22 protein-coding genes are annotated in these 23,595 nt (G+C 59.8%); 4 read left to right on the forward strand and 18 right to left on the reverse strand.

Going from position 1 to position 23,595, the window contains the following annotated elements:
• Positions 1-175: 175 nt before the first annotated feature.
• From ACIQV9_RS18545 to ACIQV9_RS18600, 12 genes are all read right to left on the reverse strand, one after another.
• On the reverse strand, positions 176-532 hold the full coding sequence (locus ACIQV9_RS18545; RefSeq protein WP_403104316.1) for a DUF6124 family protein: 357 nt from the start codon (positions 530-532) through the stop codon (positions 176-178).
• Positions 533-1,076: 544 nt separating this feature from the next.
• Positions 1,077-1,721, reverse strand: coding sequence for a methionine ABC transporter permease (locus ACIQV9_RS18550; RefSeq protein WP_403104318.1), 645 nt, complete (start codon positions 1,719-1,721; stop codon positions 1,077-1,079).
• Complete coding sequence (locus ACIQV9_RS18555; protein ID WP_403104320.1) at positions 1,711-2,832, reverse strand: methionine ABC transporter ATP-binding protein; 1,122 nt, start codon at positions 2,830-2,832, stop codon at positions 1,711-1,713. The genes ACIQV9_RS18550 and ACIQV9_RS18555 overlap by 11 nt, the downstream gene beginning before the upstream one ends.
• Positions 2,833-2,834: 2 nt before the next feature.
• Positions 2,835-3,644 carry a MetQ/NlpA family ABC transporter substrate-binding protein gene (locus ACIQV9_RS18560; protein WP_403104322.1) on the reverse strand — a complete coding sequence of 270 codons (810 nt, stop codon included), beginning with the start codon at positions 3,642-3,644 and terminating at the stop codon, positions 2,835-2,837.
• Positions 3,645-3,788: 144 nt separating this feature from the next.
• Entirely contained in the window at positions 3,789-5,147 is a 1,359-nt protein-coding gene (locus tag ACIQV9_RS18565; RefSeq protein WP_403104324.1) for an LLM class flavin-dependent oxidoreductase, read from the reverse strand.
• Positions 5,147-6,340, reverse strand: a complete 1,194-nt coding sequence (locus tag ACIQV9_RS18570; RefSeq protein WP_403104325.1) for an SfnB family sulfur acquisition oxidoreductase — start codon at positions 6,338-6,340, stop codon at positions 5,147-5,149. The genes ACIQV9_RS18565 and ACIQV9_RS18570 overlap by 1 nt, the downstream gene beginning before the upstream one ends.
• A gap of 38 nt (positions 6,341-6,378) precedes the next feature.
• A complete protein-coding gene (locus ACIQV9_RS18575; RefSeq protein WP_403104327.1) occupies positions 6,379-7,620 on the reverse strand; it encodes an SfnB family sulfur acquisition oxidoreductase in 1,242 nt (413 codons plus the stop codon).
• A 323-nt stretch (positions 7,621-7,943) separates the two neighbouring features.
• Positions 7,944-8,708: a hypothetical protein gene (locus ACIQV9_RS18580; protein ID WP_403104329.1), complete on the reverse strand. Its 765-nt coding sequence runs from the start codon at positions 8,706-8,708 to the stop codon at positions 7,944-7,946.
• Positions 8,709-9,197: 489 nt separating this feature from the next.
• On the reverse strand, positions 9,198-9,953 hold the full coding sequence (gene tcyN / locus ACIQV9_RS18585) for an L-cystine ABC transporter ATP-binding protein TcyN (protein WP_403104331.1): 756 nt from the start codon (positions 9,951-9,953) through the stop codon (positions 9,198-9,200).
• A 4-nt stretch (positions 9,954-9,957) separates the two neighbouring features.
• Complete coding sequence (tcyL, locus tag ACIQV9_RS18590; protein WP_010464804.1) at positions 9,958-10,623, reverse strand: cystine ABC transporter permease; 666 nt, start codon at positions 10,621-10,623, stop codon at positions 9,958-9,960.
• Complete coding sequence (gene tcyJ, locus ACIQV9_RS18595; RefSeq protein WP_403104333.1) at positions 10,623-11,423, reverse strand: cystine ABC transporter substrate-binding protein; 801 nt, start codon at positions 11,421-11,423, stop codon at positions 10,623-10,625. The genes tcyL and tcyJ overlap by 1 nt, the downstream gene beginning before the upstream one ends.
• Positions 11,424-11,726: 303 nt before the next feature.
• Entirely contained in the window at positions 11,727-12,719 is a 993-nt protein-coding gene (locus tag ACIQV9_RS18600) for a D-cysteine desulfhydrase (RefSeq protein ID WP_403104335.1), read from the reverse strand.
• Positions 12,720-12,909: 190 nt separating this feature from the next.
• On the opposite strand from ACIQV9_RS18600, the gene epsC reads away from it, so the two are divergent.
• Together epsC and betT are read left to right on the forward strand one after the other, a co-directional pair.
• Positions 12,910-13,836: a serine O-acetyltransferase EpsC gene (gene epsC, locus ACIQV9_RS18605; protein WP_403104336.1), complete on the forward strand. Its 927-nt coding sequence runs from the start codon at positions 12,910-12,912 to the stop codon at positions 13,834-13,836.
• 426 nt (positions 13,837-14,262) lie between these two features.
• The gene (gene betT, locus ACIQV9_RS18610) at positions 14,263-16,218 is read left to right on the forward strand and encodes a choline transporter BetT (RefSeq protein ID WP_403104502.1); all 1,956 of its coding nucleotides are present in this window, start codon (positions 14,263-14,265) and stop codon (positions 16,216-16,218) included.
• 8 nt (positions 16,219-16,226) lie between these two features.
• On the opposite strand, the gene ACIQV9_RS18615 is transcribed toward betT, so the two are convergent.
• Together ACIQV9_RS18615 and ACIQV9_RS18620 are read right to left on the reverse strand one after the other, a co-directional pair.
• Positions 16,227-16,487 carry a hypothetical protein gene (locus tag ACIQV9_RS18615; protein ID WP_403104338.1) on the reverse strand — a complete coding sequence of 87 codons (261 nt, stop codon included), beginning with the start codon at positions 16,485-16,487 and terminating at the stop codon, positions 16,227-16,229.
• Between the two features lie 136 nt (positions 16,488-16,623).
• On the reverse strand, positions 16,624-17,364 hold the full coding sequence (locus ACIQV9_RS18620; RefSeq protein WP_403104340.1) for an SDR family oxidoreductase: 741 nt from the start codon (positions 17,362-17,364) through the stop codon (positions 16,624-16,626).
• Positions 17,365-17,494: 130 nt separating this feature from the next.
• Here ACIQV9_RS18620 and ACIQV9_RS18625 point away from each other — a divergent pair, with 130 nt between their 5' ends.
• Both ACIQV9_RS18625 and mgrA read left to right on the forward strand, forming a co-directional pair.
• The gene (locus ACIQV9_RS18625; protein WP_403104342.1) at positions 17,495-18,385 is read left to right on the forward strand and encodes a LysR family transcriptional regulator; all 891 of its coding nucleotides are present in this window, start codon (positions 17,495-17,497) and stop codon (positions 18,383-18,385) included.
• 247 nt (positions 18,386-18,632) lie between these two features.
• Positions 18,633-19,670: an L-glyceraldehyde 3-phosphate reductase gene (mgrA, locus tag ACIQV9_RS18630; protein ID WP_403104344.1), complete on the forward strand. Its 1,038-nt coding sequence runs from the start codon at positions 18,633-18,635 to the stop codon at positions 19,668-19,670.
• A gap of 125 nt (positions 19,671-19,795) precedes the next feature.
• Here mgrA and tauD read toward each other — a convergent pair whose 3' ends face one another.
• From tauD to tauA, 4 genes are all read right to left on the reverse strand, one after another.
• The gene (gene tauD, locus ACIQV9_RS18635) at positions 19,796-20,638 is read right to left on the reverse strand and encodes a taurine dioxygenase (protein WP_403104346.1); all 843 of its coding nucleotides are present in this window, start codon (positions 20,636-20,638) and stop codon (positions 19,796-19,798) included.
• A gap of 144 nt (positions 20,639-20,782) precedes the next feature.
• Entirely contained in the window at positions 20,783-21,616 is an 834-nt protein-coding gene (gene tauC / locus ACIQV9_RS18640; protein WP_403104348.1) for a taurine ABC transporter permease TauC, read from the reverse strand.
• Positions 21,613-22,407, reverse strand: a complete 795-nt coding sequence (gene tauB, locus ACIQV9_RS18645) for a taurine ABC transporter ATP-binding subunit (RefSeq protein ID WP_403104350.1) — start codon at positions 22,405-22,407, stop codon at positions 21,613-21,615. The genes tauC and tauB overlap by 4 nt, the downstream gene beginning before the upstream one ends.
• A gap of 16 nt (positions 22,408-22,423) precedes the next feature.
• Positions 22,424-23,401, reverse strand: coding sequence for a taurine ABC transporter substrate-binding protein (tauA, locus tag ACIQV9_RS18650; protein ID WP_219093226.1), 978 nt, complete (start codon positions 23,399-23,401; stop codon positions 22,424-22,426).
• Positions 23,402-23,595 lie beyond the last annotated feature (194 nt).

Consider the following 23,595-nt stretch of genomic DNA (forward strand, 5'->3'; position numbering starts at 1 on the left):
TTACCACTCACCTGTAGCAGCGGAAAAGCTGGCGGCGTGAGAACCGAAAAAAATGTCCAAAATTACTGGACCAGTTCAGCCTCGCTCCTACAGGGAACCGCGTCCGTCTGGACAACTCGGTCAACTGTAGGAGCGAGGCTTGCCCGCGAAGGCGATTTCACTGCCGACCGATAACTCAGCCCTGCTTCATCCCCAAACAATCAATGGATCGATCAACCATGGCTTTGGCAATCTCCAGCAAATGCCAGACAGAGAACACCATAGCCCGATCCGCCCCCTTGAGGTGATCGCCACACTGATACGCAGTGACCGAGGCGCATCGCAGCAGATCCGCGACATAAAGTTGGGTGTCTTCAAAGCTCACGTCTTCACTGACGTTGTAGAACCGCAGTTCATCGGGCGCCGAAGGCTGTTCACCGGTGAGGTAGAAATCGATTGCACGATAAAGAGCGGAACGGTCTCTTGGCGGATCGTCGGAGGGTTTGCCTTGGGTGGACGTTTCGGGAGGTGGATCGGGGACAGATCTTTTCATTGGTGTTGCTCCTATTGCTGCAGGGGAGCTGACACCTTCGCCTACTAAGCGGTGGGTGGCAGCTGTGCGCAGGTAGTAGGCCGGTCAATAGGAAAACCGGTGCACCCGAGAGTGCCCCACGCACAGCCGCCATTTTCTGCACGCGGTAAAAAACACCGGGCATGAGCATGGAACCGCCATACGCCTATTGTTCCGGGCTACTAAACCCGATCACTGATATGCAGTGACGGACCGAAGACTAGCCACCGGAATTGGCAGGCGCAAGCGAGCGGAATGATCTAGGAAATGTCCTGCAAATGAAAGGGACCAGGCCTGTAGGCACACTGATTTTCCTGTGGGAAATGTTCCCCCTGTCACGAAGGAAATTGCCTGTGCCGAGAGTGCTTTTGTGGCGAGGGGGTTTACCCCCGTTGGGTTGCGAAGCAGCCCCCAAGCCATTCAAAGAGGTGTGTCAGGCAAAACAGGTCGTCAGGTTTTTGGGGCCGCTTCGCAGCCCAACGGGGGCAAGCCCCCTCGCCACAAAAGCCCTTCAACCGTACCGCATTCAGCGTTTGTTTAGGCCCCGCGCCAACCGATCCCCACCGAGCTGGATAATCGCCACCAACACCACCAGCAGCACAATCACCGTCAGCATGATCTGGCTATCAAACCGCTGATACCCATACCGGTACGCAATGTCCCCCAACCCACCCGCACCAATCGCCCCGGCCATGGCCGACGAGTTGATCATGGTCACCAACGTAATGGTGAAACCACCGACAATCCCCGGCAGTGCCTCGGGCAACAACACATGCCAGACGATGTGCCAGCGTCGGCAACCCATCGCTTGCGCCGCTTCGACCAAGCCATGGTCCACCTCGCGCAAGCTGACTTCGGCAATGCGCGCAAAGAACGGCGTGGCTGCAATCGTCAGCGGCACCACGGCGGCCCAGACACCGTACGTGGTGCCGACGATCAACCGGGTAAACGGAATCAGCGCCACCATCAGAATCAGAAACGGAATCGAGCGGAACAGGTTCACGAAGGCGCCCAGTGCGCGGTTCAGCGCGGGTGCTTCGTAGATGCCGCCCTTGGTGCTGGTGACCAGAATCACCGCCAGCGGAATGCCCGCCAGCAGCGCAATCAGCGACGACACGCCGACCATCAAAAACGTGTCGATGAAGCCTTGCAGCAAGCGATCAAACCACATAACCCAATACCTCCGCCTGTTGCGCCCAGTTGCCAGCGCGCTGGCGCAGTTCTTCAGCGCCGAGCGCCGAACCGGTCACCGCCAGCAGCAATTGCCCTAGCGCGTGGCCCTGAATGCGCTCCACGCCACCTTGCAGCAACCTCACGCGACCGCCGAGGGCGCTGAACAGCGCTGCCAGGTCCGGTTCGTTCGTGGCGCTGCCGGTGAACTGCAAACGCAACACAACCGCCGCGTCCGAGGACTGAGGTTGTAGGCTCAAACGGCTTTGCAGTTCTTCCGGCAGAGCGTGTTGCAGCGGCGCGAGCAAGGTTTTGCTGACCTCATGCTGCGGGTTGCCGAACACTTCCCAGACCGGCCCTTGCTCGACGATTTTCCCGTGTTCCAGCACCACCACCCGATCACAGATATCGCGGATCACCGCCATCTCGTGGGTGATCAGCACAATGGTCAAACCAAGCCGCTGATTGATCTCACGCAGCAGGCCGAGGATCGATTGCGTGGTCTCCGGATCCAGCGCCGACGTGGCTTCGTCGCACAGCAGGATTTCCGGGTCGTGCACCAGGGCGCGGGCGATGCCGACACGCTGTTTCTGTCCGCCGGACAGTTGCGCCGGATAGGCCTTGTGCTTGCCTTGCAGGCCCACCAGCTCCAGCAGTTCGCGGACTTTCTGTTCGCGTTTTTCCTTGGGCACACCGGCCACTTTCAGCGGCAATTCGACGTTCTGCCAAACGGTCTTGGCCGACATCAGGTTGAAGTGCTGGAAGATCATGCCGATCCGTCGGCGCAGCGCGACCAGGCGGTCTTCGTCGAACTCGCCGATGTCCACTTGATCGATCAGCACCCGCCCGCTGCTCGGTTGTTCGAGGCGGTTGATGGTGCGGATCAGCGACGACTTGCCGGCGCCGCTGCGACCGATGATGCCGAACACCTCACCGCGCTGGATCGCCAGGTCGATGCCGTGCAACGCCGCCACCGGACCCTGCTGGCCGGTGTAGGTTTTACCCAGGCCGATGAAGCGCACATGGGCACGGTTCAGGTCCGGATGCAGTTCGGTCTGTTCGGCTTTATGTGGCTCTGGAATATCCAGTCGCCGTTGGATGGCGGCCGTCATCCTCAGCTTTCCCAGCCAGCTTGATAGAGCTTGCCGTGAGCCTTGTCCAGCGCCGCACGAACGGCCGGCGAGTGCTGGTAGATGTCGACGAACTTGATCAGGCGCGGGTCGGTTTTGCTCTTGGGCTGGATCACGAACTGGATCACGTATTCCTTGTGATCGAGGCCATCAAACAGCAACGCCGAACCGGCATCGAAAGTCTTCGACAGGCGAATGTAGGCCGGGTAGCCCTGGACCAGATCGGCGTCGTCATAGGCGCGTACAAGCTGCACGGCTTCAACCTGGAGGATTTTGATTTTCTTCGGGTTGGCGATGATGTCTTCTTCGGTGGCCTTGTAGCCAACACCCGGTTTGAGGGTGATCAGCCCGGCCTTGGCCAACAGTTGCAGGCCGCGACCGCTGTTGATCGGGTCGTTGGCGATGGCGACGCTGGCGCCTTGTGGCAGCTCGTCGAAGCTTTTGTATTTTTTCGAGTAGAGGCCGACGTTGTTGATGATCCCCGGCGCGAACGGCACCAGGTCAAAACCGGCGGCGGCCTTGGCGTTTTCCAGGAACGGGACGTGCTGGAAGTAATTCACGTCGATGTCGCCAGCCGCTAGGCTGACGTTGGGGGCGATCCAGTCGCTGAACTCCACCAGGTCGACTTGCAGGCCTTGTTTTTTGGCTTCCTCGACGGCGGCTTCCAGCGGGATGGCGAAGGCGGCGGTGGTGCCGACTTTCAGCGGCGCGTCGGCGGCGAAGGTGACAGAGCTGAAGAGGCCGAGGGCCAGGACCAGTGCTTTGACTGGGTGGGAGAGGCAGGTCTTTTTCATGGTGGATTTTCCAGTCAGTACATAAATTTAGGGTGTTTGGGCGGGCCTCTTCGCGGGCCAGCCTCGCTCCTACAGGTTCAGCGTCGTATCGGACATTTATGAACGACTCGATACCTGTAGGAGCGAGGCTTGCCCGCGAAGCTTTTAGCGGCGGTAGGCCGAACCGGTATGTTGCTCAGGCAAATGCGCTTCACCGTGAAACAGCTTTTCCCGCAGGCTGCCGTCGTCATAAACCGTCTTGTACGACCCACGCCGCTGTAACTCCGGGATCACCAGTTCAATGAAATCCACATAGCTTTCCGGCGTGACAATCCGTGTCAGGTTGAAGCCATCCAGCCCGGTCTCGGCGATCCACGATTCGAGTTCGTCCGCCACTTGCTCAGGCGAACCCACCACCGTGATGTAGCGACCGCCGAGGGCGTGTTGCTCAAGCAATTTGCGCCGGGTCCAGTCGTTGTTTTGCAGGTTTTTGGTCGCCGACTGGATCGCGTTGCTCTTCACGTACTGGATCGGTTCGTCGATCTCGTATTCGGAAAAATCGATTCCGGTCGACGCCGAAAAATGCGCTACGCCTGCTTCAGCGCTGGCGTAACTGAGGTACTCGGCGTGCTTCTTCCAGGCAAGCTCTTCGGTGGCACCGACAATCACGTTCAAGCCCATGAACACTTTGATGTCCTCGGGGTTACGCCCGGCTTCAACAGCGCTGGCGCGAACCTTGTCCACCTGAACCTTGGTCGACGGTTTGTTCTGCCCGCTGATGAACACGCACTCGGCATGACGCCCGGCGAACAGCAAACCGCGATCGGAACTGCCGGCCTGGAACAGCACCGGCGTGCGCTGCGGCGACGGCTCGCAGAGGTGATAACCCTCGACCTGATAGAACTCGCCCTTGTGCTCGACCTTGTGCACTTTTTCCGGTTGGGCGTAGATCCGCTGTTGCGGGTCATTCAGCACCGCGCCGTTTTCCCAGCTGCCTTCCCAGAGTTTGTAGAGCACTTCGAGGTATTCATCGGCCTGGTCGTAACGGCGATCGTGTTCCACCTGTTCGCTCAGGCCCATGGCTTTGGCGGCGCTGTCGAGGTAACCGGTGACGATGTTCCAGCCAACCCGGCCGCGACTCAGGTGATCGAGCGTCGACATGCGCCGGGCGAACAGATACGGCGGTTCGTACGTCAGGTTGGCGGTGAGGCCGAAGCCGAGATTTTTCGTCACCGCCGCCATGGCTGAAACCAGCAGCAGCGGGTCGTTGACCGGCAGCTGGATCGACTCTTTCAGCGGCACGTCGACCGAGTTCTGGTAGACGTCGTACACGCCGACGATATCGGCGATGAACAGGCCGTCGAACAACCCGCGCTCCAGCAACTGCGCCAGTTCGGTCCAGTATTCGATGGTTTTGTATTGGGTGGAGGTGTCCCGTGGATGCGTCCACAGGCCATGGTTGATGTGCCCGATGCAGTTCATGTTGAACGCGTTGAGCAGGATCTTCTTTTTCGCCTCGGCCATCAGAGGGTCCCTCGCAACGGAGGGTTTTCATCGTTGAGGTAGTAATTGCCGACGGCGTGATACTTCCAGCGCACCGGGTCGTGCAGGGTGTGCACCCGGGCGTTGCGCCAGTGGCGATCGAGGCCGTGTTCGATCAGCGTCGCCTGGCTGCCGGCCAGTTCAAACAGCGTGCTGCCGGCGGCGAGGGAAATTTCGGTGCTCAGAGCGCGGGCTTCGGCGACGGCAATCGAGGCAGCAGCGACGGTCTCGGCGTTGGAGTTGGCCTGGGCCTTGTCGAGGAATTCGCCGGAGCGTTCCAGCAAGGCTTCGGCAGCGTGCAGGCGAATGCTCAAGTGGCCGAAGCTCTTGATGGTCAACGGGTCGTCAGTGGCTTTTTCATGGGTGGCATCGATCCACGGCCGGGTTTTGGTGCGCACGAAGTGCAGGGCATCTTCATACGCGGCGCGGGCGATGCCGGTGTCGATGGCGGCGTGAAGAATCTGCGCCAATGGGCCGACAGGGGTCGGGCGCTCGAAGGCACTTTGAAAAGGGATCACGTCTTCGGCGGCGACGTAGACGTCTTCGAACACCACCGAACCGCTGCCGGTGGTGCGCTGGCCGAAACCGCTCCAGTCGTCGATGACGGTCAGGCCTTTGCTGTTGTGGGGGACGAACGCCAATTGCTGCACGCCGTTTTCATCCACGACGGAGGTCGGAATGCGTTGCGCATAGATCGCGCCGGTCGCGTAGAACTTGCGGCCGTTGATGCGATAACCATCACCGTCGCGAGTCAGGCTCGTGACACGGTCATGGGCGGTTTTGGTGCCCAGTTCCGCCAAGGCATTGCCGAAGCGCTGGCCGGCCAATACTTCGGCGTACAAACGTTTTTTCTGCTCTTCGCTGCCATTCACGCGCAGCACTTCGAGGGCGTAGAAATGGTTCTGCGGGATCTGTCCGAGTGAGCCGTCAGCCTGGGCAATCAGTGTGATGACCTTGGCCAGGGTGACGTTGGACACGCCGGCGCCACCGTATTCTTTTGGCACGCTGATGCCCCAGAGGCCCGAGCGGGAAAACACTTCCAGCTCCGGGTGCGGCAGGCGACGTTCGCGGTCGCGCAGGGCGCTGTCGCGTTTGAAATCTTCGGCCAGATCGGTAGCGACGATCAGGGCTTGCTCATCGCTGGTTATGACCGCGACGTGGTGAGAAAGAGTCATGTGTTTCTCCAGAGATCTGGTCAAAAGTGTTCTGGTCGTTAGATCCAGGAGTGGCGAGCGGGCAGCGTGCCGTTGAGGTGGTAAGTCCCGACCGCGTGATATTTCCAGCGCACCGGGTCGTGCAGCGTGTGCACGCGGGCGTTGCGCCAATGACGGTCGAGATTGAACTCGGCGAGCGTCGCGCGGCTGCCGGCCAGTTCGAAGAGCTTTTCGCTGGCGAGCAGCGAGATCTCGGTGGTCAGCACTTTCGCTTCAGCGACGGCAATCGAAGCGCGCGCGGCGGACTCGGCAGTGAGTGGCGCGGCGCTGACCTGATCGAGCACTTGCCCGGCCTTGCGCAGCAGCGCTTCGGCGGCGTGCAGTTCGATTTTCAACTTGCCGATATCGGCGATGACGTAGAGGTCATCGCTGGCCCGTTCGACCTTGGCGTCGATCCATGGCCGGGCGCGGGTTTTCACGAATTCGATAGCGTCATCGATGGCACCGCGAGCGATGCCGGCGTCGATGGCGGCTTGAATCAGTTGCGACACGGCACCCTGGATGTTCGGGCTCTCGTTTATCTTCCAATTGTCCACCACCAGCTCGGCGTCGACCCGCACGTTGTTGAGCAAAATGGTGCCGCTGGCGGTGGTGCGCTGACCGAAGCCCGACCAGTCATCGACGATGCGCAGGCCCGGTGTGCCGCGACGGACGAAGGCCAGCACTTGTTTGCCGTCGTCGTTCAGCGCCTTGACCGCCACCCAGTGGGCGAACAGTGCGCCGGTGGAGTAAAACTTCTGGCCGCTGATGACAAAACCATCCCCGTCAGCGGTGATCCGTGCCTTGAGTTCGAGGGTGTTTTTGGTGCCGCGTTCCGGCCCGGCATTGCCGATGCGCCAGCCTTCGAGCACGCTTTTGAACAGCTGTTTTTTCTGCGCCTCGGTGGCGCTGCCGAGCACCAGATTGAGGATGCCGAACTGGTTCTGCGGGATCTGTCCCAGTGCCGGGTCCGCCGCGGAAATGATCGCGAAGACCTCGGCCAGGGTGACGAACGAAACCTGCGGGCCACCGTACTCGCGCGGGATGGCAATGCTGCCTAATCCGCTGCGGGTGAACTGTTCGATTTCCGACCATGGCAACTTGCGCTGCCGGTCACGTTTGGCTGCTTGCAGGCGGGCGACTTGCGCCAGCTCATGGGCGGCCTTGATGGCTTGTGCGTCGTTGCGCAAGACCTGCGCGGGCAACAACAGGGGGGCGATGTCCAGATCACTCTGAACGATTGCATCTGCCAGACTGGACATCAGTGCCGCTCCTTGGCTGCACGCAATGCCCTGGCGATCTGCACTGGGGTGATTGTGTTCCGGACCATACCTACCTCACATCTCATGGGTCGCCGCGATGGTTGCGGCGAAATAAAAACAAGAATGTCCGGTGGTCCGGTGCATATACCGTAAGCGCGTATAAAAATTAAATAAACTAACTTTTAGGAATATGCATAGAAGGGTGCTGCTTTCCCCTGTAGGAGCGAGGCTTGCCCGCGAAGGCGGAGTGTCGGGCACCTTTGATGTTGACTGGCACACCGCCTTCGCGGGCAAGCCTCGCTCCTACAAAGACGGCGGTGTTTTCAGGGTTTGCGCGTTTCGGCGGCTTTCAATTCTTCTTTGAACGGCACTTTCAGATAGGGATTGTTGCAACCGATCTTGAGCCTGCGCGGCGGTGCCCAGCCGGAGTTGTTGCCCACTCGATCGAGGATGCAGTAAGTCACTTCCAGCCGGAGGTCTTCACCGGCTTCGAGAATGATCGCCGGCGGCACCCAGACCTGAACCGGCTGGCCCACCTCGTTGGCCTTGAGCTGCGGCAAGTCCATGCGCACATCGCCCCAGCGCAGGGTGATTTCATCGTCGACGGCCATGTTCAGGTAAGGCTCGATGGTCAAGGGTACGCCGCGTTTGATCTGGTTCGGATTGACCCCTTGACGGCGAATGGTTTCGGGGATGCCCACCGGTGCCAGGTACTCGTTTTCGTGACCGCACAGCGTGAGTGGCTGACCGCCCGGGCAATCGAGCTTGATCTGTACTCGCGTAGCGAGCGACAGCGCCGGCCCTTGTCCGACCTGCATGACGCGGTAGTGAATGCAGGAGGAGCCATTGGCGATGAAGCTTTGCGGCACGCGCAGGCTGACGACTTCGCCGACATCATCGGCCATGAGAACGCGGGAGGCGACGTAGCAGTTGTCCCAGAACAGTTCGATCAGGTCGCCTTCGTCCATGCCGGGGTAGGGCGCCACATCGATCAGCAGATGGGCCGCCGAAGTGACATTGATGCCAGTCTTGTGGGATTGCGCCAGGGTAGGGGCCGCAAGTCCGGATTTATTCGAGGTGCTTGTCATGGGTTTCTCCTTGAAGCCTTGCAGCGAAGTCCGTTTCTGAAAGATCAAAAGGCGTGTATTACCGAGCAACAAAGTTGTTCACTATTTGCAAGTTTCAATAATGATTTTGAACGATGGCTGACGCCTGCTGGCGACTAGATAAGAGTGCGCTTGAATAGGTGTCAATAGAGCTGGCTAGTTAAGTAGGGTATTCAGCGCTATTCAGAAATATCCTACGCTTTGAAGTTAATAAGCCGCACCGCTCTGTCGAATTTCGCCGCGTATTTATCGATTTTCAGGCGTGGGTGGCGGCGATCGTGTACGCGGTGAGGGCTCTGGATTTGGCGAATGTTAGGCGAGTTAAATCTGTTGCAGGACATATATATGTACCGCATGCAGTTGTAAAAACTGATCTATTGTTCGAATGAACGAGAAGACAGTGTCGGGAGATGTTGGTGCGGGAGAAGTTGTCACTTCCATCCATGGAAGTTAACAAGTGGTGAAGCGATATTAATGGTTGGCGTTATTCAGGAACTTGCTGAGGAACTGTTTGGTCCGCTCTTCTTTAGGGTTGGCAAACAGCGCCTTGGCTTCACCTTGCTCGACGATCACACCTTTGTCGAAAAACACCACACGGTTGGCCACGTCCCGGGCAAAGCCCATTTCGTGGGTGACGATAACCATGGTGCGCTTCTCTTCGGCCAGGCTGCGGATGGTCGCCAGCACTTCACCCACCAGCTCCGGATCGAGCGCTGAGGTGGGTTCATCGAACAGGATCACTTCCGGCTCCATCGCCAGCGCACGGGCAATCGCCACACGCTGTTGCTGACCACCGGAAAGGCGTCGCGGGTAAGCGTCTTCCTTGCCTGCCAGGCCAACCCTGGCCAAAAGCTTTTTACCCAGGGCAACGGCGTCGGCGTGCGGGATCTTCTTCACGATGATCGGGCCTTCGATGACGTTTTCCAGGGCGGTGCGATGGGGGAACAAGTTGAAGTTCTGGAACACGAAGCCGACGTGCTGACGCAAGCGCCGCACCAGGCTCTGCTGCTGGTTCAACGGGCGGCTGCCATCGATCTCGATGTCACCGACCTTGATCCGGCCGCTGGTGGGTTCTTCCAGAAAATTCAGGCATCGCAGGAAGGTGGTTTTACCCGAGCCGCTAGGCCCGATGATTGCCACCACCTCGCCTTCCTTCACTTGCAGATCGATGCCGTTGAGCACCACTTGACCCTTGAACTGCTTTGTCAGTTTTTCCACGACAATCATGGGGTCAGGACTCCTGGTCGTGCCGATTGACCCGCTCTTCCAACTTGTTCTGCAGGTGCGACAGCACCGTGGCCAGAATCCAGTAGATCAGCGCGGCGGCAAGGTACATGGTGAACACTTCGAAGGTGCGTGCTGTGATCAGCTGCGCTTGGCGGAACAGTTCCGGCACCTGGATGGTGGCGGCCAGCGCGGTGTCCTTGACCAGCGAAATGAAGCTGTTGCCCAGCGGCGGCAATGCAGTGCGCATTGCTTGCGGGATGATGGCCCGGCGCAGGGTCTGCGCACGGGTCATGCCGATGCTGGCGGCAGCTTCCCACTGACCGCGTTCGATGGAGCTGATCGCGGAACGCAGGATTTCACAGGCGTAAGCGGCCATGTTCAGCGAGAAGCCGATCAGGGCAGCCGGCAGCGGATCGAGTTCCATGCCCAATTGCGGCAAGCCGTAATAGATCACGAACAGTTGCACCAGCAACGGCGTGCCGCGAAAGAACGACACGTAGATGCGGGCGATCCAGCTCACCAGCTTGAAGCGCGACAGGCGCATCAGTGCCAGGCCGAAGCCCAGCATGAGGCCGAAGAACATCCCGCCCAGGCTCAAGATGACCGTGTAGTAGGCCCCCTTGAGCAGGAAGGGCAGAGAGTCCAGTGCGAGTTGGAAAGCTTCTTCCATTATTGAGTGACGTCAGCGCTGAAGTATTTTTCCGAAAGCTTCTTCAGCGTACCGTCGGCACGCAGCTTGTCGATGGCTTTGTTCACCGCAGCCAGCAACTCAGGCTCGCCTTTGCGCAGGGCAATACCGGCTTCCTGACGGGAGAACGCTTCGCCGGCGGCGGTTGTGTCCTTGGCTTTCTTGGCGTATTCCAGCGCGGCGAGGCGGTCGATCAGAATGGCGTCGATACGGCCGACGCGCAGGTCCTGGAACTTGGTCGGATCATCGTCATAAGTCTTGATGATGGCTTTAGGCTGATTGTCCTTGAGCCACTGCTCGTAGTTGGTGCCCAGGCCTACGCCGACTTTCTTACCGGCCAGATCGGCGGCAGACTTGATGTTCAGCTCCGCAGCCTTCTTGGTCAGCACCAGCGCCTGAATCCCGGAAACGGTGTACGGCTCGGAGAAGTCATACTTCTTCTTGCGCTCTTCGGAGATGGTCACCTGGTTGATTACCGCATCCAGACGCTTGGATTCCAGCGCCGCGAGGATGCCGTCCCATTTGGTCGGTTGCAGTTTGACCTTCACCCCCAGTTCTTTGGCCAGGGCTTCGGAGAACTCGACTTCGAAACCGGCCAGTTTGCCGTCGGCGTCGACGAAGCTGAACGGAGGGTAAGTGCCTTCCAGACCGACGTTGATCACGCCTGCGTCCTTGATTTTTTGCAGCTGCTCACCGGCAACCGCTTGCCCCAGTAGACCGGCGCTCAGTGCCAGGCCCAGCGAACCGACCAGCAGATTTCGACGTATTGCGGAAAAATTCATGACAAGCCCCTGTGTTTTCTTATGAAGACGCTTTTAGGAATGTTGGCAAAATCGGGATTTGGACGACTGCAATATCCTGCCCTAAAGCAGCGTATGCGTCTCGCTGCAAATTCGCCTGCGGCGTGACTATATGATGGCGCTTTTAGATAGGAAAATAATAAATATCGAGTTTGTTATACTTTTATTGAATATGAGATCGAGATCGTTCCCACGCTCTGCGTGGGAATGCCTCATGGGACGCTCCGCGTCCAGTGACGCGGAGCGTCACGGGCTGCATTCCCACGCAGAGCGTGGGAACGATCACTACAGGAAGTCTTTGTAGGCAAACAACGCCGGTGCCCCGCCGGTGTGCAGGAAGATGATCGGACCGTCGTTGAAACGCTGACGACCAATGCCGTCGAGCAATCCGGCCATCGCCTTGCCGGTGTACACCGGATCCAGCAGCAACCCTTCCTGACTCGCCACCAGCTTCACCGCCGCCAGTGTCCCGGCATTCGGCTCGCCATAACGCGGGCCGAAATATTCGTCCCACAGTTCGACCTTGAAACTCGCCGGCAGGCTCACGCCCAGTAACTCGGCCGTGCGTTCGGCGAGGCCTTGGACTTTCGGGCGCTGATCTTCGTCGCTGCGGGACACCGTGACACCAATCACTGGCAAATCCGGCAGTGCTTCACTCAACGCCAGCGCCAGACCGCCATGGGTCCCGGCGCTGCCCGAGGCCAGAACCACGGCGGCAAATTGCAGGCCGGTGTCCTTGATCTGTTCCGCCAGTTCCAGCCCGGCGCGTACATAACCCAGAGCGCCCAGGGCATTGGAGCCACCAATCGGCACCAGATACGGCTTTTTGCCGTTGTTGCGCAGACGGTCGGCCAGGGCTTGCAGTTGCTCGTCGGCGTTGTCGAGGTTTTCCACCAGCTCGACCTTGGCATCGAACAGGTCGAGCAGCAGCCGATTGCCGTTGCCCAGGTAGTTGGCGTCGTCGGTGCCCAACGGGTTTTCCAGCAGCGCGACGCAGCTCAAGCCAAGCCTGGCGGCAATGGCGGCGGTCTGGCGCACGTGGTTGGACTGAAGCGCGCCGGCGGTAATCAACGTGTCGGCGCCCTGGGCCAAGGCATCGGCCGCCAGGTATTCGAGTTTGCGCAGCTTGTTGCCGCCCATGGCCAGCGGTGTCAGGTCATCGCGTTTGACGTACACATCACGGCCGAGCCAGGTCGACAGCCGTTCGAGTTTTTCAAGCGAGGTAGGGTGGCCGAGGAGGTCGAGGCGGTTAAAGCGGGCAAGCTGTTGTTTGATCATGGGTCCGTACTGGCCAAGGGAGATGTCAGGACTATAGGCACGCCCAAATGCGTGGGCAACCGCCAATCGCTTATATCCGAAAGTGCTGAACACAGCACAATTGGTTCTTAATTCGGCTTCCAGACCTTGCCGTAAAGTAATCGCCGACAACGCGGCCAGACAGTCCGGCCGCCCGTGAGGAGTTTTTACCGTGAGCGAGCGTTCCAGCCATTGGCAATTGCAGACCATCGTCAGCCAACTGCGTACGGCGCGTGACCAGTGGCGCGCACAAAACGGCCGCGCCAGCGGCGAGCAGGGCGGACGCGAGTTGCCTTCCCGGGCCGCCATGGCGGAGATTCTTGAAGCGCTGTGCGGTGCGCTATTCCCGATGCGTCTGGGGCCGGTGGATTTGCGTGAGGAGAGTGAAGACTTTTACGTCGGCCACACCCTGGACGTCGCGTTGAATGCGTTGCTGGCCCAGGCGCGACTCGAACTGCGTTACGCCGCTCGCCACAGCGCCGAGGCCGACACTGAAGTCGAGGCCAAGACCATTGCGATCATTCAGGATTTCGCCCTCGCATTGCCGGGGCTGCGCAGTCTGCTGGACACCGATGTGCTGGCGGCCTATCACGGCGACCCGGCGGCGCGCAGCGTCGATGAAGTGCTGCTGTGCTATCCGGGAATTCTGGCGGTGATTCACCACCGTCTGGCGCACCATTTGTACCGCGCCGGGCTGCCGCTGCTGGCACGGATCAGCGCAGAAATTGCCCATTCGGCCACCGGTATCGATATCCATCCGGGCGCGCAGATCGGTCGCAGCTTTTTCATCGATCACGGGACGGGTGTGGTGATCGGCGAAACCGCCATTATTGGCGAGCGTGTGCGGATTTATCAGGCCGTGACGTTGGGCGCCAAGCGCTTCCCGTCGGATGAGGACGGCCAGTTGCAGAAGGGCCATCCGCGACATCCGATTGTTGAGGATGATGTGGTGATCTATGCCGGTGCGACGATTCTGGGGCGGATCACCATCGGCAAAGGCTCGACCATTGGCGGTAATGTCTGGCTGACCCGTAGCGTGCCACCGGGGTGCAACCTGACGCAGGCGAATTTGCAGCATGATGACGGGGCGCAGAAGTAAGGCCTGGAATCTTGGTTGACTGAGCTGGCCTCTTCGCGGGCAAGCCTCGCTCCTACAGGTTTTGTGTCGTTCACAAAATGATCGTTCGACACAAAACCTGTAGGAGCGAGGCTTGCCCGCGAATGGTTTCTGGCCGAGCCGAAATACTGGCATTTAGCTAATTTGCCGCTGAACGAATCCTCCAAATCCCCCGTCATACCCATCCTTGAGCTAGCGTACAGAACGTACCGCCGAGCCTTGCGATTAGTCCTTAGCACCCTATTCATGTTTAACTTGAACGCTCATTCAAGTTAAACCGCCGGTTTGCTGCCCGCTCACAACAGGAGGCTTGCCTTTGCCGAGTCCGTTATTGATTGCCCTGTTTCACCCCCTTGAGGTGCGCCTTTCATGAGTGCATCGTCCCTCCCTCCTAGCGGCCAGGTCCGCATGAATCCGCCGGTGTTTTATTTCGCGGCGACGTTCATTCTGCTATTCGGCATTGTCGTCATCGCCATGCCTGAACAGGCCGGCGCCTGGCTGTTGGAAGCGCAAAACTGGGCGGCCAACACGGTCGGCTGGTATTACATGCTCGCGATGACGCTGTATCTGGTCTTCGTGGTGGTCACCGCCTTGTCCGGCTACGGCAAGATCAAGCTCGGTGCCGACCACGACGAGCCCGAATTCAGTTACCTGTCCTGGGCCGGCATGCTGTTCGCCGCCGGGATCAGCATCACGCTGTTCTTCTTTTGCGTGTCCGAACCGCTGACCCACTTGGCGCAACCGCCACAAGGCGAGGCCGGCACGGCGGATGCGGCGCGTCAGGCGATGCAGATTCTGTTTCTGCACTGGGGCCTGCATGGCTGGGGCGTATTTGCCTTTGTCGGCATGGCGCTGGCCTACTTTGCCTACCGCCACAACCTGCCACTGGCCCTGCGTTCGGCGCTCTATCCGCTGATCGGCAAACGCATCAACGGCCCGATCGGTTACGCGGTGGACGGCTTCGGCATCATCGCCACAGTGTTCGGCCTCGGCGCCGACATGGGCTTTGGGGTGTTGCACCTCAACTCGGGCCTGGACTACCTGTTCGGCATCGCCCACACCCAGTGGATTCAGGTCGGCCTGATCACGTTGATGATGGGCGCAGCGATCCTCGTCGCGGTGTCCGGCGTCGACAAAGGCGTGCGGGTGATGTCCGACATCAACATGCTATTGGCCTGTGCGCTGCTGCTGTTCGTGTTGTTCGCCGGCCCAACTCAGCACTTGCTCAACACGCTGATCCAGAACATCGGCGATTACCTCGGCGCGTTGCCGATGAAGAGTTTCGATCTCTACGCCTACGACAAACCCAGCGACTGGCTGGGCGGCTGGACGGTGTTTTATTGGGCCTGGTGGATTGCGTGGTCGCCGTTCGTGGGCCTGTTTATCGCACGGATTTCCCGTGGCCGGACCATTCGCGAATTCGTCTTCGGCGTGCTGTTGATTCCGCTCGGTTTCACCCTGGCGTGGATGTCGATCTTCGGCAATAGCGCCATCGACCAGGTGCTCAACCACGGCATGAGTGCCCTCGGTATGTCAGCCATCGACAACCCGTCGATGACCCTCTACCTGCTGCTGGAAACCTACCCGTGGAGCAAAACCGTTATCGCGGTGACGGTGTTCATCAGCTTCGTCTTCTTCGTCACCTCGGCCGACTCCGGCACCGTGGTGCTGTCGACGCTCTCCGCCAAGGGCGGCAACCCGGATGAAGACGGGCCGAAATGGCTACGGGTGTTCTGGGGGGCGATGACGGCGCTGGTGACCAGTGCGTTGCTGTTCTCCGGCAGCATCGATGCGCTGAAGTCAGCGGTGGTGCTGACTTCGTTGCCGTTCTCGATGATCTTGCTGCTGATGATGTGGGGGCTGCACAAGGCGTTCTATCTGGAGTCGCAGAAGCAGATCGCGCAACTGCATTCCCTGGCGCCGGTGTCCGGCTCGCGGCGGGGCGGTTGGCGTCAGCGCTTGACCCAGGCCGTGCATTTCCCGTCTCGCGATGAGGTCTATCGCTTCCTCGATACCACGGTGCGCCCGGCGATCGAAGAAGTGAGTGCCGTGTTCGTCGAGAAAGGGTTGAACGTGGTCACTCAGCCAGACCCGGCCAACGACAACGTCAGCCTGGAAATCGGCCACGGCGAGGAGCATCCGTTTATCTATCAAGTGCAGATGCGTGGCTATTTCACGCCATCGTTTGCCCGTGGTGGCATGGGTTCCAAGGAACTCAACAACCGCCGTTATTACCGGGCCGAAGTGCATCTTGCAGAGGGCAGTCAGGACTACGATCTGGTGGGTTACACCAAGGAGCAGATCATCAACGACATCCTTGATCAGTACGAACGGCACATGCAGTTTTTGCATTTGGTGCGCTGATCGAACACTCACGTCTCGGTGGTCAACACCATGAACAACACCAGCGCCGCCACCGGTACACCGAACACGGCGCTGCCGACCACCAGTTCCGTGCTCAACGGCTGGCCGGCAGTGACCATGCCGACCGCGCCGTTGATCAGCGTCAGGGCCAGCCACAGCACCACAAAGCTATAGGCCAGGGTCTGGCGGCTGAAGCCGATTTTCTCGCCGATGAACAGCATCAGCGCCAGCAGGATCAGGCCGAAGGTGATGATGATCGTGGTGTGCATGGTGCGTGTTCTCCCTTCAGATGTGTGCTGCCCTCAAGACCGCCTTCGCGGGCAAGCCTCGCTCCTACAGATTGCGCGCAACCACTGTAGGAGCGAGGCTTGCCCGCGAAGGCGTCTGGCCTGCCTGCAAACCAGCTTAAACCAATCCACCATTAGCCCGCAGAATCTGTCCATTGACCCAAGCCGAATCCGGCCCAACCAAAAACGACACCACGCGAGCAATGTCCTCCGGCTGACCGAGACGCTCCAGCGGAGGCATTTTGGCGAAGGTCTGGATCTGCTCTTCGCTCTTGCCGTGCAAAAACAACTCGGTCGCCACCGGCCCGGGGGCTAATGCGTTGACGGTGATGTTGCGTCCGCGCATTTCCTTGGCAAACACCTGGGTCAGTGATTCCACCGCCGCTTTGCTGGCGATGTACACCGCGTAGCCCGGCAGGTTGAGGCCGACGGTGCTGCTGGAGAAGTTGACGATCCGCCCGCCGCTGTTCAAACGCGTCGCCGCTTCACGCAAGGTGTTGAAGGTGCCGCGCGCATGGATGTTGAAGGTCTGGTCGAACAGTTCATCCGTGTGTTGCGCCAGCGGCATCACTTTGAGAATACCGGCGTTGTTGATCAGCACATCGACCTTGCCCAACTGTGTTTCGGTCTCGTCGAACATCCGGCGCGCGTCGTCGGCGTTGGCCACGTCAGCCTTCACCGCTATGGCCTGATGCCCGGCCTGACGCAGTTCCACTACCAGTTTTGAGGCTTCGGTGGCGCTGCTGGCGTAGTTGATGGCGACAGAGAAACCTTCGCTGGCCAGTTGTCTGGCGATCACTGCGCCGATACCGCGGGAGGCGCCGGTCACGATGGCAACTTTCGAAGTTTTAGTAGTCATGGCGAGGATTCCTTTTGAAGGTGTTTGCTTGGGGTGAAGCCAGATTCACATGTTTACTCAGGCCGATAAATGCACGAGAGTTGCCTTGACTGTTCAATAATCGCCAACAATCGACCGCCAGGAGACCCGCGTGGATCAAGTCAAAGCGATGAAGGTCTTCGTGCGGATCTACGAGCGCAGCAGCTTCACGCTGGCCGCTGAAGACCTGAACCTGCCGCGAGCGACGCTGACCCATACCCTGAATCAATTCGAAGCATGGCTGGGTACGCGTTTGCTCGAACGCAGCACGCGTAAGGTGCGCCCGACACTGGATGGCGAGGCGTACTACCTGCGTTGTGTGCAACTGTTGGCGGAACTGGAAGAGGCCGAACTGGCGTTTCGCGTCTGCTCGCCCAAAGGCCGCTTGCGCGTTGACCTGCATGGCACCCTGGCCAAGCATTTTGTGATCCCCGCATTACCGCAGTTCATGGAGCGTTACCCGGACGTCGAACTGTCCATCAGCGAGTCTGACCGCTTTGTCGACCTGATCGCTGAAGGCGTTGACTGTGTGCTGCGCGCCGGCACCTTGAGTGATTCGGCGCTGATCGGAAAACGCATCGCCAACCTGCGCCAGATCACCTGCGCCAGCCCCGCCTACCTGCGCAAATACGGTGAACCGACAAGCCTGCAAGACCTGAAACACCACCAAGCGGTGAACTACGTCTCGCGCACCACCGCCAAGTTGTTCCCCTTCGAATTCATGGTCGATGGCGAGCTCAAGGAAGTCGCTATCGACGGCGCGGTTTCAGTGTTCGGTGCTGAAATTTATGCGGCGTCGGCGATTGCCGGGCTCGGCCTGATCCAATGTCCGCATTACCGAATGGAAGCGCAGATTGCCCAAGGTCTGGTGCGAGAAGTCCTCATTGACACGCCGCCGCCGCCAATGCCGGTTTCGGTGCTGTACCCCCACAACCGACACATGTCGCCACGGGTTCGGGTGTTTGTGGATTGGTTGGCGGAGGTGTTTGCGGGGGCTGTTTGACCTTGCTCGCTGTTCTTGATCGTTCCCATGCTCCGCGTGGGAATGCAGCCCGGGACGCTCCGCGTCCCATCAAGAGCCGAACGCGGAGCGTCCGTTGAGGCATTCCCACGCAGAGCGTGGGAACGATCATCTATGAAACGTTTCAGCATTTTCTCGAGTCCGAGGTTTATCGGCGTTTGTCTGGGCGTATGCTGGGCAACTTGCGAAGCAGTCGATACCAACTTCAAGACAGACAAGAGAGGATTCGATGACTTACACCGCTGCCGAAAACCGCTATGACTCTATCCCTTACCGCCGCGTAGGCCGCAGCGGTCTGGTGCTGCCGGCACTGTCCCTGGGGCTGTGGCACAACTTCGGCGACAGCACGCCGATCGACACTCAGCGCTCGCTGTTGCGCACTGCCTTCGACCTGGGCATCAACCACTTCGACCTGGCCAATAATTATGGTCCGCCGTATGGCAGTGCCGAGATCAATTTCGGTCGTTTGCTGCGTGAAGACTTCAAGCAGTATCGCGACGAGCTGATCATCTCGAGCAAGGCCGGTTGGGACATGTGGCCCGGCCCTTACGGCCAGGGCGGCGGTTCGCGCAAATACGTGCTGGCCAGCCTCGACCAGAGCCTGCAACGCCTGGGCCTGGATTATGTGGACATCTTTTATTCCCATCGCTTCGACCCGGACACGCCGCTGGAAGAAACCGCCAGTGCACTGGCCAACGCCGTGCAGCAGGGCAAGGCGCTGTACATCGGCATCTCGTCGTATTCCGGGGTGAAAACCCGTGAAATGGCGGCGCTGCTGAAAGAGTGGAAAGTGCCGTTGCTGATTCACCAGCCGGCGTACAACTTGCTCAATCGCTGGGTGGAAAAGGATCTGCTGGATGTCACCGACGAACTCGGCACCGGCGTGATTGCGTTCACGCCATTGGCGCAGGGCTTGTTGACCGACAAATACCTCAATGGCATTCCGAAGGATGCGCGGGTCAATCGCCCGGGCGGTGGTTCTTTGCAGGAATCTCATTTGTCCGAAGCCAACATCGCCCACGTGCGCGGGCTCAACGAAATCGCCAAGCGTCGCGGTCAGAGCCTGGCGCAACTGGCGTTGGCGTGGGCGTTGCGCGATCCGCGCGTGACCTCGGCATTGATCGGTGCGAGCCGGCCGGAGCAGATTATCGAGAACGTCGGGGCGTTGAAGAATCTGAGCTTTAGCGCGGAAGAACTGGCGGAGATTGACCGGTTTGCCCAGGAAGGCGGGATCAATCTTTGGGAGAAGCCTTCGGCGGCTGAGTAAGACCCTACTTGATCGTTCCCACGCTCCGCGTGGGAATGCCTCCCGTGACGCTCCGCGTCACAGTGGACGCGGAGCGTCCATGGCTGCATTCCCACGCAGAGCGTGGGAACGATCGGGCTATCGGCTCACCGGAAGAAAGGCACATCCCCCAACACCGTAGCCCGCTGCATCACCCGCCGCGCCGGCCGGTAGTCATCCACGGCGTAATGCTGTGTCACGCGGTTATCCCAGAACGCCACATCGTCCTTCTGCCAACGCCATCGAATCGTAAATTCCGGTCGCGTCGCATGAGCAAACAAAAACTTCAGAATCGCTTCACTCTCGGCGTCCGACAGCTCATTGATCTTCGACGTGAAGCCTTCATTGACGAACAACGACCGACGCCCGCTCACAGGGTGCGTGCGAATTACCGGATGCGACAGCGGTGGATTCTTGCGGCGCGCTTCTTCCCACTGGGCCAACGCTTCCGGTGTGTTGCCATAACGCTCCAGCGGAAACGAGCGGGTGAAATCGTGAGTCGCCGTCAGCCCTTCGAGCAAGACTTTCATCGGCGCGGACAACGCTTCATATGCCGCAATGCCGCTGGCCCACAACGTGTCGCCACCAAACTCCGGCAGCAACTTGGCGCTCAGCACCGCGCCCATGGCCGGGGTCGGCAGGAAGGTCACGTCGGTGTGCCAGATCGCGTTGTCGCGCACGTCGGTAACTGCAGTGTCGAGGATCAACACTTCGGGCTGTTCCGGCACGTTCGGGTAGATCGGATGGATGTGCAGATCGCCAAAATTCGCAGCGAACCGTGCCTGCTGCTGTGGCGTGATCGGCTGGTCACGGAAGAACAGCACTTGATGCTTGAGCAACGCCTGCTCGATGGCATCGCGCTGTTCCAGGTTCAGCGGTTGGCTGACGTCGATGCCGCTGATTTGCGCGCCGAGGGCCGAGCTGAGGGGGACGATGGTCAGGTTACTCATGGTGATTCTCTTCAATCCGGGGTGCCGAGCTTTTGTAGGAGTGAGCCTGCTCGCGATAGCTGTCTTTCAGGCAACATCGCAGTGACTGACTCACCGCATTCGTGAGCAGGCTCACTCCCACAGGGTTTGTCACATGATGATTTTTCAGTGAGCCTGGCCGTGCCACGGCACCAATTTGCGTTGCAGGGCGCGCAGGCCCATTTCCATGGCGAAGGCGATCAAGGCGATGACCAGAATCCCCAGCACCACCACATCGGTGACCAGGAATTGCGCGGCCGACTGCACCATAAATCCCAAGCCGCTGGTGGCGGCGATCAGTTCGGCGGCAACCAGCGTCGACCAACCCACGCCCAGCCCGATGCGCACACCGGTCAAAATGTCCGGTAAGGCACTCGGCAGAATTACATGGCGAATCAACTGCACCCGGGTCGCGCCCAACGATTGCGCGGCGCGCAATTTGGCCGGGTCGACCGTGCGCACGCCGGTCGCGGTGGCGATGGCGATCGGGGCAAAAATCGCCAGGTAGATCAGCAAGACTTTCGACAGCTCACCGATGCCGCACCAGATCACGATCAGCGGCAGATAAGCCAGCGGTGGAATCGGCCGGTAGAACTCGATCAACGGATCGAGAATGCCGCGAGCGATGCGGTTGTGGCCGATGGCGATGCCGACGGGCACAGCGGTCAGCACCGCGAAACCAAGGCCCAGACCGATACGGCTGAGACTGGCGCCCAAGTGCTGCCACAACGTTGAATCCATGTAGCCGCTGGTCACCAGCAGCCAGCCTTTTTGCAGCACGGCGGACGGTGGCGGCAGAAACAGCGGTTCGATCATCCCTGTGGCGGTGACGGCCCACCAAATGACAACAAGCGCCACCAGCGTCAGCAGGCTGATCCACCGAGTGCTGAGGCTGCGACGTAGCGGGATGACCGTCGAACCCGGTTTCACCGCAACGACGGGAATTTGATAGCTGCTCATGCGCGCTCCTGCCGCTGGGCGGTGCTGCGTTGGGAGAACACTTTGGCGAGCACGTGTTCGCGGGTTTCGATGAAGCGCGGGTCGGACTTGATCGAGCGAGCCGACTCACCGGCAGCGTAACGCTGGCCGAAATCCAGGCTCAGGCGTTCGACGATTTGCCCCGGGTTCGGCGCCAGCAGAATCAAATCCGTGGCGAGGAACACCGCTTCTTCGATGTCGTGGGTAATCAGGAATACCGGTTTGGCGGTGCGCTGCCAGACTTGCAGAAGAAGCTCCTGCATCTGTTCGCGGGTGAAGGCGTCGAGGGCACCAAAGGGTTCGTCCATCAGCAAAACGCGCGGGTCGGCGGCCAGCGCGCGGGCCAGGCCGACACGCTGTTTCTGGCCGCCAGAGAGCTGCCAGATGCGGCGACTTTCGAAGCCGGAAAGGTCCACCAGTGCGAGCATTTCCCGAGCGCGCAGTTCACGTTTTTCCCGCGCAATGCCGGCCAGTTCCAGACCGAAACCGACATTGGCCAACACGTCCTGCCAAGGCAGCAGGGCGTCGTCCTGAAACACCACGCCGCGTTCGGCGCTCGGGCCTTTGACCGGCACGCCGTCAAGGGTGATGCGCCCGGCGCTGGGCTCGACGAAACCGGCAATCAGGTTCAACAGCGAGGTCTTGCCACTGCCGGACGGGCCGAGGGCGACCAGCAATTGCTGGGGCCCCAGACTCAGGGAAATATCCGCCAGTACCGGTTCCGGGCTGCCGGGGTACTGTGCGCTGATGCGCTCCAGCTGTAGCAAAGCCATTGCGGTTAACTCCCGATCAGTTGGTGATGTACTTGGCGCTGACGTAAGGGGCGTAGTCCGGCAGCACGGCCTCGACCTTGCCTTGTTCCTTGAGGAAGGCGGCGGTGTCGGTGATGGCCTTGGTGGTCGGCGCGCCGAGGGTAATCACTTGATCAGCCGCCAGCGGGAAGACGTTGCCTTGCAGCAGCAACGGAATGTCGCTGGCCTTGGCGCCGGAGAGTTTCACCAGTTTGTCGACGTTGCTTTGATTGGCCAGCCAGGCTTTCGGGTCTTTGCGGTAATCGGCGTAGGCGTCCAGGGTCACTTTGGCGAACGCGGTGACGATTTCCGGGTGCTTCTCGGCGAAGTCTTTACGTACGATCCAGGCATCGAAGGTCGGCGCGCCGAACTTGGCCAGTTCACCGGAGGTGATCAGCACTTTGCCGTTCTCCTTGGCGACACCGAGGGCTGGGTCCCACACGTAAGTGGCGTCGATATCACCGCGTTTCCACGCGGCAATGATGGCTGGCGGGGCAAGGTTGAGCACGGTGACTTTCGATGGGTCGATGTTCCAGTGCTTCAGTGCGGCCAGCAGGCTGTAGTGGCCGGTGGAAACGAACGGCACAGCGATTTTCTTGCCGATCAGGTCCTGCGGGGTTTTGATCCCGGAACCGTCGCGGGCGACCAGGGCTTCAGCGGCGCCGATCTGCGTGGCGATGAGGAACGTTTCTACCGGGACTTTGCGGGTGATCGCCGCCGTCAGGGGGCTGGAACCGAGGTAGCCGATCTGCACGTCACCGGAGGCGATGGCGGCGATGATGTCGGCGCCATTGTCGAACTTGCGCCAGTCGATCTTGGCGTTGGTGGCTTTTTCGTAAGCGCCGTCGGCCTGGGCGACTTTCGCCGGGTCAACGGTGGTTTGGTAGGCGACCGTAACGTCGGCGGCCTGGGCAAAGAAACTCGCCGCAGCCAGAGACGCGGCCGCCAGCAGGCGAAGAGGGAAATTCAGTTTCATTGAGAAGCTCCTTGTCAGGCGACCGAGAGTCGGCGTGAAAAGGAGACTAAATGATCTAAGAATTCGAAAATAAATAACTTTTTCGAATGAGCTTATGAGCGGAAAATTCTAAGGGAGACCGCGGTGCGGCCTTCGCGGGCAAGCCTCGCTCCTACAGTTTGTGTCGGTCACCCATTTGTGACTCGACCCCGAAC

Source organism: Pseudomonas sp. NPDC099000 (assembly GCF_044759925.1).
Classification (GTDB): Bacteria; Pseudomonadota; Gammaproteobacteria; order Pseudomonadales; family Pseudomonadaceae; genus Aquipseudomonas.